The sequence below is a fragment of the Acidisoma cellulosilyticum genome (assembly GCF_020621385.1).
Classification (GTDB): domain Bacteria; phylum Pseudomonadota; class Alphaproteobacteria; order Acetobacterales; family Acetobacteraceae; genus Acidisoma; species Acidisoma cellulosilyticum.
Window position 1 is genome coordinate 17,847 of record NZ_JAESVA010000018.1, and the last position, 13,735, is coordinate 31,581.

Genomic DNA, 13,735 nt, shown 5'->3' on the forward strand with positions numbered 1-13,735 from the left:
GTCGATAGCAGCGGGGCACTGAATGGGCCCGCTGCTATCAGCTTAACGACGCTGCTCAAAAAACATCGTCAAACTAACGAGGCATTATTACCGTGATCGGTCAATAGCGAAGTCGATTTTTGAACTCTTTCCCCTGAAAAGGCGGCTAACAAACTCCTTTTCAAAAGGTGAAGATTATCAATATTACGCCCTTCAGTATGCAGACTGTGCTATTGATTAGACATTTGATAACATCGTCTACTGTGAACAGATTATCGATACCTATACCAGTCTGGGAGATTTGAATGACGCAGCAGATGCATCTTGGTGCATTTCTCTTTAATCTGGGCAATCATATCGCAGGCTGGCGAATGCCAGGCGTGCCAACCGAAGGGTTGATGGAATTCGAGTTTTATCGAAATCTTGCCGAGACTGCTGAACGCGGGAAGTTCGATCTTATCTTTCATTCTGACGGCCTTGGCATCAACGACAGCTATGACACAGTCCTACGCCATACGGTTGCGATTCGACCTGAGCCATTGACGCTTCTGTCAGCGCTCTCCGTCGTGACAAAGCGCGTAGGTCTGGCTGCGACCATTTCTACCTCTTATAACGAGCCATATCACATTGCCCGGAAGCTCGGGATGTTGGACTTTCTAAGTCATGGCCGAGCTGCACTCAATCTTGTTACATCCAGTACCGACCAAGAAGCACAAAATTTTGGCCAAATCCGTCATTTGTCCCATGCTGCACGGTACGAACGTGCACGAGAATTCGTCGATATCCTAAAGTTGTTGTGGGATAGCTGGGAGGATGGCGCAGTCATGTTTGATAAAGAAAGTGGCCGGGTCGCAGACCCAGCACGCATTCACGCTATCGACTTTAGGGGTAAATACCTGTCTGTGCGTGGACCACTAAATATTCCGCGGCCACCGCAGGGGCATCCTATAATCATTCAAGCAGGAGTGTCTGCAGATGGTCAGGATTTTGCTGCGCATGTAGCCGATATTGTTTTCAGCGTGGAGCGGTCGTTGGCCTCGGCTCAATCTTTCTACGCTGCTGCGCAGAAGCGTGTAGTAGCAGCAGGACGGCGCAAAGACGCCATGAAAATTATGCCCGGCCCGTTACCAATTATCGGGCGAACTCAAGCGGAAGCAGACGCGAAGGATCGCGCCCTCCAAGACCTTGTTCCTGAGTCTCTCGCTGTTTCCTATCTTTCTGACATCGTGCAGCACGACTTAACCCATTATCCTATAGACGGACCTTTACCGGACCTGCCCGCAAGTAATGGTGAGATGGGCCGACGGCAGATGATTTTGGATGAAGCGAATGTCGCCGGTACTACCATACGATCTCTCGCGGTGAAGATGGTACAAAATCGCGGGCATCTTCGCATCGTCGGCACGGCAGTAAAAATTGCTGATTTCATGGAAGATTGGTTCAAAAAGGGAGCATGTGATGGGTTCAATATCTTGGCACCTTTTCATCCCGGTGCGCTTGAAGAATTTGTCGATGAAGTCGTGCCAGAACTGCAACATCGAGGCCTATTTCGTAAAGATTATCAAGGCATTACTCTGAGAGATCATCTGGGCCTGCCACGATGCAATGACCGAAATCGAACGTGACGCCATTGAATATTTGACGGTCTTTGGGAAAAGTATTTGCCATGTCCCGGGGAAGCGAGCAGCTGTCGATGGCTCGGATGAGGTCGTCTGATCGCTCAACAATGCGAGTGTTTGTCCGTTCGGAGCGCGAGCGGCGGTTGGCCGTGTCGATATTCCTTAAAGAAGCCTTCCTCAAAGTGTGGGCACCTCGGCAGAGCCACGGAAGCTTAATTTGCAGTACTAATTGAACATCCCGGCGTCTAAGGAGGCAGCTTCTGTGGGCCGAAGGATGCAGACCAAAACACGGGTTAGCTCTATATTTTCAAAATTTTACCGGCGTCTCGGGGTTCTCTCTGCCCACAATTTAAGGAAGACCCACATTACTCCGCCAGCGACACTCCTATGTCGCCGAAGATTAATCTTCCCGATCTGGCATCAGTCTGACCAGGTTTTTGCACTTCCCGTGGAGCGTGGCACAAGGTAGCAAGGCTCAGTCAGTCTCGATGCTCTTGCGCTACTGCTGAAGCAAATACCTGCCTCCTACTCTGGGTCCAATTGAGCTTGCTAAGGCAATTTCTCGCATTCACACTTAAGGCTTGTGTCGAGCAAGCCGTGGAGTTGCAAAGTTGAGCGAGCGCCCTAATCTGCAGGCCTGGACAATCACTGTCCTCGTCTTTTTGTTCATGCTGACGAACTACGCGGATAAAGCCGTCTTCGGACTGTCCAGCACACATATCATCAAGGATCTTCACCTCAGCCACGCCCAATTCGGCCAGCTCGGGAGTGCCTTCTTCCTGCTATTTTCGATCTCCGGCGTCATCATCGGTTTCCTCGCCAATCGTGCCAATACTAAAGGCATCATGCTGGGCATGAGCATCGTTTGGGCGCTAGCCCTGCTGCCTCTCAGTTTTGTTGGAACCTTCTCGGCCCTGTTTTGGAGCCGCGTCGTGCTCGGCGCGGCGGAAGGTCCTGCCTTCCCGATCGCCGTGCACGCCGTCTACAAGTGGTTCGGAGACAGCCATCGGGCGCTGCCGACCAGCCTCGTCGCTTGCGGCGCGGCCGTCGGCACGGGCGTCATTGCCCCCCTTCTCACCTGGGTCATCACGCAATACGGCTGGCACGCGACTTTCGGCCTTCTGGGCGTCGTCGGCCTCACCTGGGCGGTGCTTTGGCTGCTTGTCGGTGCCGACGGGCCCGTGGCCTCGTCAGCTGAAAGCGACGCGTTGGTAACACGGATTTCCTACTGGCGGCTGATTTTCAGCCGCACAATGATCGGCGTCTGCCTCGCCGGCTTTGCCGCCTATTGGATCATCGCTTTGAATATCGTCTGGCTCGCCAATTACCTCATCAAAGCCATGCATCTCAGCCCGGGCGAAGCCGCTTGGATCATCGCCGTGCCTTCTATCCTGCAGATGATCCTTGCGCCGGCACTTGCCTATCTTTCGCAGAAGCTGACCGCCTTTGGCGTTTCGACACGCGTGTCGCGTGGCTTGCTCGGCACGGCTTGCGTAGTCATCGCAGGCGGTGCCATGATCTGCCTCTCGATTGTCGGCATGGGCGTCGCCAAAGTCGTTCTGGTGGGACTAAGCTTCTCAATCGGCAGCGTCATCTTTACCCTTGGCGCCACGCTGATCGGCGAAATATCGCCAGCCCCGCAGCGGGCGGCGATGCTCGGGATCATGAATTCCTTCCATACGCTGGCGGGATTATTCGCCCCAATCGCGATGGGGTTCGTCGTCGATATCGGGACCGACCCGGTGGCCGGCTTCCGGACCGGCTATATCGATGCCGGGCTCCTCGTCGTCGTCTTAGGTCTGACCGCAGCGATGCTTATCAATCCGGCCGCCGATCTGGCACGTTTTCGGCGCGCTGCCGTCACGCGTCTGCAAGCAATGGGTTGAGCGACAATCCGCGGAAACTCATGCGCAAAGCCGTCAATAGGGCACCGTCCTGAGCGATGGCGGTGATGAGGTCGACGTCCGGGCCCGTCTCCCGGTCCTCGTCCAGCTTCGGTACGCGCGCGCGAATAGCGGCATAAAGGATGGCCGTTGGCACTGAGAGGATCGGCTTGCCGCGCAGGTCCACCGCTTGCGCCGCCGTCATCGCCTCAATCGCGATCAACAGGCGCAGCGGCAACAACTGCTCCTCCAGCTTACGGATCGTCAATGGCGTATGTGGTGCATGATCCTCCACCGTCTCGGAAACCGGGATGGAATCAAGACTGGCCGGCGTCGCCTTCAGCCGAATTTCCGCATGGAGATAGGACGCTGTCTTTTGGAGCGCGTTGAACCCGACTGAGGGCCCACCGACGGGTGAGAGATATTTGGGCAGGCCGGACAGGCGCGCATCCATAAGCTTGACCGTCCGCTGAATACTCGCGCTCGCGAGATGGCAAAGCGCGATCGCAAGGCTGTCGAAGGCAAGAGCGATGGCAGGCGTATGGTAATTTGCAGTCGAGAGGATGGTGCGATCATCGGCGAGGACGAGAGGGTTGTCGGACGCCGTGTTGATTTCAAGCGTCACTGCCTCTGCCGCCGTATCGAAAGCCGTGAGCACCGGTCCATAGATTTGCGACAGGACGCGGAAGGAGAGCGCATCCTGAATCGAGCGTGATGATCCGTCGTAGAGATAGCTGCCGGCCAGAAGCTGCCGGAACATCGCGGCTGCTCGAACCTGGCCGCCGGCCGGGCGGGCAACGGCCAAGCGCGCATCAAAGATCCCGGGATTGGCTGCGTAGCCTTCCAGCGACAGGGCGGCCGTCGCGGTACCGAAGATCAGCAGGTCCGCCAGCTCTGCCAAAACGACGGCCGCATGACCGCAACTGATCGCGCTGGTATTGAGAAGGCCAAGACCGTCTTTGGCCCCGAGCGCGACGCGGGACAATCCCGCGGCCGCCAGAGCTTCCGCGCCCGGCAGCAATTGTCCGTCGAACCAGGCCTGACCGTGCCCGATGACGACCGCCCCTATATGGGCAGCGAGGCCGAGATCCCCCGCACCGATCGAGCCGCGTCCCGGAACGCAGGGCGTGACGCCGCGATTGAACATCGCAATCATCCCGTCCAAGACCGCCGGTGATATGCCGGCGCCACCCTGAGCAAGGCCGATGATGCGGCAGAGCAGCTGGATACGCCCGACCCCCTGCGAAAACAGTGGGCCCACGCCGATCGTCCGGCCTCTGATCATCTGGACCTGAAAATCTGCGAGGGTGGCAGTGTCGAGCCGAAAGCCGAGATTGCCGCCAAGGCCGGTGTTGAGCCCATAGACCGGCTCATCGCCTTCGGCATAGGCTTCAACCACCGCCCGCGACGCAGCTACGCGGGCAAGGGCGTCCAGACTCAACCGGATCTGTGTTGCACCCGCGGATGCCGCAACGATCTCAGCTAGATCGATCGGTTGATCACCGATCTCCAACTGGTCGATCAAGCAAACCTCAAACGCTGACCGATATCGAGCCGCTTAGCCTTCTCCAGCATGGCGTGGCCAAGCGCGATATCCGACAGCGATAATCCGCGATGCCAAAAAAGGATTGTCTCTGTTTCAGATTCCCGGCCGGCCTTGAGACCGGCGACGATCTGGCCCATTTCCGCATGCAAGGTCTCCTCTGAGAGCTTGCCGGCCTCGACGTGAGCGCGCAGGCTTCCGAACTTGCCACCCTTGCACTGGCCCCAATCATCAACCACCAGCTTGCTCATGATGTCGGTCAGCGACAGTTCTATCGCGCTCATCGTGCCATAGGGCATCACCAACGCCCCAGGTTTGATCCACTCGGTCCGTAGCATCGGTGTTGGCGCATCAAGTCGTGATGCCTCAACCACAATATCGGCGCCTTCGACGCAGCTTTGCCAGTCTTTCGTCGCGAAAACCGGCTTTCCGAGATCCTGCTCCAACCGCTGCGCGAATGGCTTATAACTTTCAGGACGGCGGGAATGCACACGGATCTCATCAAAATTGAAAAGGCTGTCGAGAAGGCGCACATTCCAATAGGCTGTTCCGCGCGCGCCAATATGGCCAAGGATTTTGGAATCCTTGCGGGCCAAGTACTTAGCACCAACTGCAGTAACGGCCCCGGTGCGCATGTCGGTAATGCCCGAAGCATCGAGGATGGCTTTCGGCGTTCCATTATACCGGTTGAGGAGTAGAAGGACCCCAAATTCGGACGGGAAGTTGATCTTGTAATTGTCGACGAAATCGCCGACGACTTTGACGCCTGCACTGTCGATCGCACCACCGATAGAACCGCGTAGCACGTTGAAATGACCACGGGCCACTCCAGGCTCCAGATGGACGCGCGGTTCAATCACCGTCTCGCCCCGCCCCTGTTCACCGAGAGAGGATTCGATGGCGCCGATGATTTCGGCGTCCGTCATCTTCAACTCCTCGATATCGAGACGGTTGAGGTAGTCGATATAGATGGGCGACATGCCGGGTGTGGACATTATAGTCTCTCAAACCTGATCAAATGCGAACCGAAAGCCTGGACGGTATGCTTTGCCGCCCGCAGGCGCAACCCGCCCTGCCCGGAGGGTCAAGGATGAGGAAGGTCGATCACGATCGGCCGGTGGTCTGACGGGCCGCGGGGAAGCGCACGGCCGGAGTTGGGTGAAACGGGCCGCCGGCTCAGGCAGCGGTCAAGCCGAAACGGCGCAAATCCTCTCGCCATATGCGTGACGCCGCGCGGGCCGACATCGGCAAAGCCGGCAAGCCGCGTGCGCCCGACCATATTAAAATCCCCCATGATCACGTCAACACCGGGATGCGCCTGCACAATATGGCGCAGTTGCCGCCGATTGCAGCGCTGCCCATGATCGAGGTGAACATTCGCGATCTGGATGCCCGAAGCTTCCAGGATGAGCGCAATGCGCGGACGTCCCCATTTAGGCCGGATCGGCCGCAGATCCCATTTCGACCCTGGCGGCAGGCTCAGCGTATCGACATGGAGGAAGCCGGCGGCGCTCCAGGCGGCGAGCCCGTTCAACCGGCCGGGCATTAGACAGCGGATATAGCTTCCGCCCAGATTTTGCAAACCATCGATTGCCGATGTCGCTTCCTGCAGCAGTAAAAGGTCCTGAGATTGGCTGGCGATCAGTGACAGAACGTCAGCGAGGCTGGCGCCCCCCTTATGCAAAAGATTCCAGCTAAGAATCCTCATGCATTCTCCTGATCCTTGTGCGCACAATTGAAGCCCGAGGCGTGAGGTGACAGGTCAGCCACTAAAAGCGACTCACGCAGCCTTGGCACCGCCGTAGTCTTCCCAGCCGTCCCATGCCGCCTCCGTAAACGTGGTCAAAGCAGGCTCTATGCTCAGGAACTTCGTCTGAACCAGGCCAGTGAGCCCATCTAGCTGCACGTTAAGCTCACGGGTGAAGGCAATCAGAGCAAGATCGCTCCTAAGGCGCCCGAAATGGTATCCTGCTTCGAGGCAATCTTCGATGGAAACCGGCGGGGCAATGCTGAGATGGGTGCTCATTGTGGCGGCTTTTGGACGTTATTCAACGGATATGGGTCAGCCGCCGCCCTCTGCGCGATCTTGCCTGCCTCATTGATCTCGTGAGAAACTGCATTCTTCCGATATCAGATTTGTGGTAAGTCTTGCCAGACGCCGCCGGCCGCCGCGACCTTTTAAGACGAACCCGCCGGCACCTTGCACCCCTTGGCCGTGTCGCCGTCGAGCAGAAGACCGATCTTGTCCAAGCCTGATGCGTCCAACGTGCCATGGGTCGTACGCCATGGCCCCTCCACAACGACAGGTACAGCGACCGATGACCCCACGAAGCGGGCCATCGGGTGTACCCGCAGCGCCATCGTCTCGGCCCCCATATTCACCTGCCCGGCGCCAACAAGCTGCAGATAGGTGCTATCGAGCGCGATGGTTTTTAAAACGCTAATGCCTTGGGTGAATTGATCGTTGATCACGAAACAACTGATGACGGTCTGCCCCGCCGCTGGCACGGTGATATGCAGCGCATCGAGCGATGCCTGAGCCAGCAGACGCAGCGTCACATTGCTGACGCTGGCTTGGCCCATGCCGACGGCAAGTGTCCCTGACAGGCTGCCGGCCATGGCGTAAGAGCTGCTGCCACGCGCTGTCACATTAGCGTCGAGAGCGAGATTGCCGGTGGCCGAGCCCGGAAGGCCAAGCCGCCCCGTCAGGAATGACAATGGCAGCGACGGCGCCTGCAACCGAAGCTGCATTGTGGGCGTCGCAGGGGTGGCATTGGCGCTCAGGCTCAAGGTCGCCCGCGCGGGTGGCGTGCCATTGGCGATGATCTCCAGCGGAAAACGGAAGCCTCGGTAGGGGTTCTAAGATCGTCTCATGCGCGGAGTTTGCCCGCGCTACCCTTCCCAGCCACCTGACAGCACCATTTTCAGATACCTGGAATCTAAGGGCAAGCAAGTGGCCGCATTCGGCGTTTCCATAGCGATATGAGCTGCCCGTCAGGGGCCGGCCATTGTTGTATTGGGATGAAGCCTGCCTGACGAGCGGCGATCTGCATCATGACGGGATCTACTTCCGGAGCGAAATCACCTCGAACCCTGTTCGAGGTGAGCAGGGCACAAGCATCGGAGGCCTGCTGCTGTAACCAGCCGAGATAACCAGACACGGACTTTCCGGTAAGCGTTGGCTCGATCATTCTTCCACTGAAGACGGTGCCATGACGAAGGAATTGTTGGAGATTGATGGTGTTCACGTTGTACAAAACACTTCGAAAACCGTAAGCGACATCACTCTTCTGACCAGCTTTCTGGGTGAGAAGATCCGCGGTCCAGCCAGAGAGATTGTTCCACGCCTTACCGTCAGCGGAACTGATCGGCTCCATCGTATCACGCGTTCCGTAGCCTGCCACCATTTCGTAGGTCTGGATCGTCCCTTTGCCATTGGTAATCGTCGTACCACCGAGAATTGGGAAATTCTTTGACCATTCAGGCGCAAAGACCGTGTGAAGATCGAGCAAAGGTACTACCGCAATTACCGCGATAGCAATCATAACTATGGCAAACCCTGCTCTACTTACACGCGATTTATGGACGTGCCAAAACGCCCAGGCCGTTAAAACCATGCAGGCCGGGATAATGGGAGCAAAAAAACCTGTTCCCTTATTGCCGGAACTGGTGAGCGCAGCGAGGGCACCGGCGACAAAAATAACGACTGGCAAAATCTGTGACACAGTCACACGACGCAGGGTAGAAATTAGTCCCCATTGTACCGCAGACCGAAGCAGGATTGCAGACAATACCATCATCCCAAGAATGATCAGCAGGAAATGCGGGATATAGATTTGGGAACTGAAAGCCTGCGCCGTATCCTGCCAGGCAACAAGCCCAAACTTGGAGACCTGCGGCCCGTATTCCTTAGCTTGAACACCATAGCCGTAGCTGAGCAGATAATGCGCGACCAATGGTCCATTCGGTATGAGCCAGATCGCAGACACGAGCACAGCAATGAAGCCCGAGGTTACTAAAGTGAATAACCGCCGCAACCGCTGACCAGAGTCGACAGACGCGACAATGACTGCTGCGACAACGATGCCGGGAATAAAGGAAATCAGCATCGTCCGCGCGAGCGGCATTAGGCCGAGAAAGATACCAAAAAGGAGACTCCAGCCGATACTGCGAAACTGGCGTGAGCGAAGTATCGCAATCACCGTGAGCGTCGCCATCAGTGTTGCCACCGTTGAAAATTGAAAGCTCCGGGCATAATTGACAATGACCGGGCAGGACGCGGTCAATATTGCAGCTGCCAATCCGACACCGCGTGAGCCGACAGAGCAACCTAATGCATAGGCAGCCACAACGCAGCCGGCGCCTGCCGCGACTGTAACCACAAAGCCGGCAATGACATGTGCCCCGGTAACGACAAAAACCAACGACGCCAATGTGGTGGTCAATGGTGCTTGAATACTTGGCATTTCAATGGCGGAAATCCAGCCCAGAATCCCATGCTTGATCAGACCCGCATAGTCAAAAAGCGCTAACGTAAGATAACCCGATTCATCGATGTCATACACACCACCATGACGATAGAGCCAAATCCAGCGGGCGTTGACCGCTACGAACAGCATGACGACAAGCGCCAATGCTATCGTATAAAATCTCTTCCTGTTCAGGCAAATCGCATTGCTCTGGCTGATCTCGGCTTCTAGGCGGCGGGCGCTATCGAGCGTGTCGGTGGAATCCGCATGCTGACGAACGTTCACGGATAAAACGCACCAGCAAAATGTGAAACACGCATCAAGCCAATTCTCCTCTCTTGAAGGGCGGACCCTGATGTCAGCGGGCCGGCCCAACGTCAGTCTTGCAGGTCTTGAGCCAATCATATGACGCAACGGGTGTCATCCAAGGTACGGCATCAACAGCCTCGCATAGGCTGAGTTGAGAGCCTTTCCGGCGCCGTTTGAAGTGGGCGGTCCCAAGGGCCGGACAGTGGTCGATACCGGCTGCAAGCGTCACACAGTTCCAGTGCCAGTCTTCGTGTCCGAAGCCTTGTTCCAGATCGTTTTCTACAAATGGATGACTAAGATAGATGGAACGGGCCCCAAAGGACATGGCGTCCCAGTGATTTGCAAATCGCAAAAGATCTACATCGAAATCCGGATTTCGTGAATCTACCTGCCACCACATCGCCCTAATTTCACCGAATATCACATCGATTTCTGGATGCACCACCAATCTATCTGGCGAGGCCACACCAACACGATGAGCCTCTACCAGCCAGTTGCGGCTCCACAAATCGTCTCCGTCCAAAAAGGCGACAAAATTACCCTGTGCGGCCCGAACGCCAGCATTACGCGCTAAGCCTGGATCGCCCTCATCCGTTACAATGATTTGGTACTGCGCCTCTAAGGAGGTGAATTGCTGAAGCGTTGCTACATCCGGCCGGTCCAAGACGATCACGCCCTCAACAATCAGTGCTTCCGCTCTGGCCGTCTCAATCGCCTGCTCGAAGCTAATGATCGACGGTCCAGCCAAAACGCCTTCGGTATGTGCAGTCATAATCGCGGTAATATCGACTTTGGTGCTCATTTTGGCTCCTCTCGCGCCAGAACTGCATCGAGCGCGGCATCGTAATTCGCTTGACTATAAATTGCGAGAACCCGGCCCTGCAGTGCCTCCGCCCGCCGCATTGCCTCGGTTTGGTTCTGCAGAACTTCCTTGAGAACTGAAACATATTGGCTAGCATCGCCATCTGGTGGGACGGCCCACCCCGTTTCATCCGTAATCAATTCGGGAACACCGCCGACAGCACTCGCCACCACCGCGACGCCACGCGTCGCGAGCTCGATCAAGGTCGTCGGCATTCCTTCCCAGGCTGATGTAAATAGCCAGGCGCCAGCTTTCGTAAGTGGAAGATCGTCGAAGCTGGCGAACCCTCCTTGCATCGTGATGTTACCGGGTAAGCCAGTCAGGTCTGGTGATGCATCGATCAACGCTGTACCCCAGCAACGGAATTCTACATCCGGCATGCACCGCGCAATGTCCTGCACAAGATCAAAGCGCTTCTGACGGTCAAGCCTACCGCCCCACAATACGAGCTTTCTGCTACCCGGATCGGAAGCATCGTGAACCTGCCTCGCGGCCGAGGGAGTCCAGGCGCCTGATTGCGCAGGTGTATATAAAGGAAAGATCTTTTTCGATACTGTGTCGGGCAACCGGTACATCTTTGTGAGTTCATTCCGCAAAAAGATAGTATCCGTCATAAAGCCAGTGATATTCGCGACTGTTTCAGAAAAGAACTCCGATGGGTAGCCTACACGCAAGCCCGAAGCTGTCTGGTCCCAGCAGAACAAATAAGCGTAGCTGTGCAACGTCGAAGCTAAATTAGCCCCATGGCTCCGAAATGTCGTCCAGCATAGCCGGCTATTGACGTTAAAAACACGGGCCGCCGTCAATCCACGAAAGATCACACGAAGCAAATGCTGTGCCTGTTGCTCCGTAATGGCCTTCGTCAAATCAGAAATATCGACGACATCCGCGGCATCGGGCAGCCAATCAGCTCGCTCGAAATGCGGAGCATCGGTACGAAGCACCAACACACGCTCCTTAGGACGGATACGCAAAAGTGAAGCGGCAAGTAACCCGGCGACAAGATCTGCGCCCCCGGTCCTTATCCAAGGAACACAGATAATGCTGTCATAATTGGTCCTTGGAATACGACGCTTAGCCTCGGCATGGATGGCCGATAATGGGTCATAATAGGGTAGCAGCAGAAACTCCGAAATAGATGCTAATTCGCCAATCGCTGGCTCGATGGCCTGCGCTTCTTTGAACAAACGCTGCAAATTTTCGGATGCTAAGACTTCTTCTAAACGCCTATAAGAAGACGCGGGCACAAGGTCGACTTCTCCCGCTTTCTGATTGGGAAAATCAATCGCGTACCAATGCCGATACAGCTCCTGAATCGGCTGCTCGGTTGTCTGAAAGAAATGCCGTGCCTGCCGAAATCTCCTTTGTGGACTTGGGATCCTGCCTTCTGCAATGCCAAAACGCAGAAAGTGCAAAAACGCCCAATCTGGAATTTCGCTGATATCGGCGTTTCTCGACCGGTAGAATGCATCGTCGAAGCGTTGCGTCGGAATGATGCGAGCTGGCACTCCATACTGAAGCCAATGAATGACCAAATTTTCGCTAGCCGCCAAAGGCGGTAGCCCAGCTTCGGCGGCACGATGTGCGTACAGGGCAGGATCGAAAAGCGGCCCTGGAGAAACACCTTGAATGAGTCCATGGCGAAGATAATCGATAAATGCCCGCAACGGAGACGCCGCTGGTTTGTGCCAAGCAGGTACGAAAAGATTCGCCAGCAGCTTTATTGAATCAGGCGTAACCAAGCTGCTCCAGCCGAGCGATGCTTGCACCATCTCTGCGTAGGTATCGAGGGTCAAGGGAATTTGTGGCTCAAAAATCTCATGGACGAATTTGGCCAAAGAACTTGGTGATCGTCCCTCGCGGACCCCATGCTTTAGAAAATGATCGTAATGCTTGCTGGTTTCATCTTGAGTCTGAAACGCATACCAACTTGGGTCAAACCAGATATTCGGAGCCCTTCCCTCACGCAAACCAAAGTCTAGAAAATGTGCGAAGCCTAATTCGCCAAGGGCGGCGATGTCCGGGTAAGTCGCGAGATAGAAGCCCTCATCGAAAAATGAGGTCGGAACGATTTTTAGCGGCATCCCATATTCACGCCAGTGCTTAATCGTAACCTCTTCATTAGAGTTAAAACATCCGTCTTCTGCGACGTAGCGGGCTTCGTAAACTAAGGGATCAAAAAGCGCTGACTCAATCGAACTAACATGCTTCTCTGTTTGTGCCTGTGCGTGCTGATCCTGCTGATCTCGATTATTGGCTTCGGCCTTAACTATGGGATGACTTTCAGGTGTTGCTTTTTCTGTGCGCTTTATTTTTGCCTTCAATTTAGAAAGTATTTTTCGAAAAAAATCTCGAACGGCTTTCTCCTGAGGCTGAACAGCGACCGGAACCGGTTGGGTTGCGAACAAGTGATCGGCGGCACGTAAGATCTCTTCCCAATGCGTCAACGAGACGTTATTGGCCTGATTATACGGCGCGAAGCGATCGATCCACCCATGCGCCATCCGAGGATGAATCAATTCGACTTTACCGACTTTTTCAAGCCGATCTGCTACCGTTACATAGAGAAGACGCCCACCGCCTTTGCTAGCGATGGCTTCAAAAATTGCATCTGCGTCCGACCGGGTAAGGCCGGTATTGCGTTTCACAACATAGATGCGCTGCGAACCAGCAATATTTTCCTTAAACTTGCCGAGCAAATACTCCAGCTTCAGTCTTTCGTGCGCATGCATCGCACGGCGCTCGCACTCCGTATCGATAAACGACCAGTCTTCGCCCTTTTGTTCTGATTTCATTTCGGTGTGAAACGCAATGCCGGCGGTCACATCCCTTACCATCGCGCCAGCCCCCGCTGGCTGGAGATTTTCGAAGACAAACATGCCATCGAACTCACCGCGAATAGCTGCAACCGTCGCATCGACGCTATCAATAAATACCCATCGCAGTAGTGAACTGCGTTCACCTCCAAGGGCACGCTGGACGAAGCCAAATTCACAATTATCGCCGATACTTTCGAAATCCTCTAGCCAGCCGGTTGTCTTAGACATCTGCGATCCTCGATTGCCGTTGCC

10 protein-coding genes are annotated in these 13,735 nt (G+C 55.5%); 2 read left to right on the forward strand and 8 right to left on the reverse strand.

The features are described from left to right. Positions 1-284 precede the first annotated feature (284 nt). Together ACELLULO517_RS26985 and ACELLULO517_RS26990 are read left to right on the forward strand one after the other, a co-directional pair. Complete coding sequence (locus ACELLULO517_RS26985; RefSeq protein ID WP_227310645.1) at positions 285-1,604, forward strand: LLM class flavin-dependent oxidoreductase; 1,320 nt, start codon at positions 285-287, stop codon at positions 1,602-1,604. 605 nt (positions 1,605-2,209) lie between these two features. Next, positions 2,210-3,484 carry an MFS transporter gene (locus ACELLULO517_RS26990; RefSeq protein ID WP_227310646.1) on the forward strand — a complete coding sequence of 425 codons (1,275 nt, stop codon included), beginning with the start codon at positions 2,210-2,212 and terminating at the stop codon, positions 3,482-3,484. Here ACELLULO517_RS26990 and ACELLULO517_RS26995 read toward each other — a convergent pair. From ACELLULO517_RS26995 to ACELLULO517_RS27030, 8 genes are all read right to left on the reverse strand, one after another. Beyond that, positions 3,459-5,006 (reverse strand): HAL/PAL/TAL family ammonia-lyase, encoded by a 1,548-nt coding sequence (locus ACELLULO517_RS26995; protein WP_227310647.1) that lies wholly within the window; start codon positions 5,004-5,006, stop codon positions 3,459-3,461. The two genes, ACELLULO517_RS26990 and ACELLULO517_RS26995, sit on opposite strands and share 26 nt — an antisense overlap. Next, a complete protein-coding gene (locus ACELLULO517_RS27000; RefSeq protein WP_227310648.1) occupies positions 5,003-6,019 on the reverse strand; it encodes an ornithine cyclodeaminase family protein in 1,017 nt (338 codons plus the stop codon). The genes ACELLULO517_RS26995 and ACELLULO517_RS27000 overlap by 4 nt, the downstream gene beginning before the upstream one ends. Positions 6,020-6,108: 89 nt before the next feature. Beyond that, complete coding sequence (locus tag ACELLULO517_RS27005; protein ID WP_227310649.1) at positions 6,109-6,732, reverse strand: endonuclease/exonuclease/phosphatase family protein; 624 nt, start codon at positions 6,730-6,732, stop codon at positions 6,109-6,111. A gap of 72 nt (positions 6,733-6,804) precedes the next feature. Further along, a complete protein-coding gene (locus ACELLULO517_RS27010; RefSeq protein ID WP_227310650.1) occupies positions 6,805-7,050 on the reverse strand; it encodes a hypothetical protein in 246 nt (81 codons plus the stop codon). Between the two features lie 152 nt (positions 7,051-7,202). Then, complete coding sequence (locus tag ACELLULO517_RS27015; protein ID WP_227310651.1) at positions 7,203-7,814, reverse strand: AsmA family protein; 612 nt, start codon at positions 7,812-7,814, stop codon at positions 7,203-7,205. A 149-nt stretch (positions 7,815-7,963) separates the two neighbouring features. Then, positions 7,964-9,778: an ArnT family glycosyltransferase gene (locus tag ACELLULO517_RS27020; protein WP_227310652.1), complete on the reverse strand. Its 1,815-nt coding sequence runs from the start codon at positions 9,776-9,778 to the stop codon at positions 7,964-7,966. Between the two features lie 73 nt (positions 9,779-9,851). Then, complete coding sequence (locus tag ACELLULO517_RS27025) at positions 9,852-10,604, reverse strand: glycosyltransferase family A protein (protein ID WP_227310653.1); 753 nt, start codon at positions 10,602-10,604, stop codon at positions 9,852-9,854. Next, on the reverse strand, positions 10,601-13,711 hold the full coding sequence (locus ACELLULO517_RS27030; protein ID WP_227310654.1) for a glycosyltransferase family 4 protein: 3,111 nt from the start codon (positions 13,709-13,711) through the stop codon (positions 10,601-10,603). The genes ACELLULO517_RS27025 and ACELLULO517_RS27030 overlap by 4 nt, the downstream gene beginning before the upstream one ends. Between the last annotated feature and the right edge of the window lie 24 nt (positions 13,712-13,735).

Bases quoted from the DNA above. Each gene is read 5' to 3' on its own strand.
- ACELLULO517_RS27030 (WP_227310654.1), bottom strand. From the start codon at position 13,711: ATGTCTAAGACAACCGGCTGGCTAGAGGATTTCGAAAGTATCGGCGAT.
- ACELLULO517_RS27025 (WP_227310653.1), bottom strand. From the start codon at position 10,604: ATGAGCACCAAAGTCGATATTACCGCGATTATGACTGCACATACCGAA.
- ACELLULO517_RS27010 (WP_227310650.1), bottom strand. From the start codon at position 7,050: ATGAGCACCCATCTCAGCATTGCCCCGCCGGTTTCCATCGAAGATTGC.
- ACELLULO517_RS27000 (WP_227310648.1), bottom strand. From the start codon at position 6,019: ATGTCCACACCCGGCATGTCGCCCATCTATATCGACTACCTCAACCGT.
- ACELLULO517_RS26985 (WP_227310645.1), top strand. From the start codon at position 285: ATGACGCAGCAGATGCATCTTGGTGCATTTCTCTTTAATCTGGGCAAT.
- ACELLULO517_RS27005 (WP_227310649.1), bottom strand. From the start codon at position 6,732: ATGAGGATTCTTAGCTGGAATCTTTTGCATAAGGGGGGCGCCAGCCTC.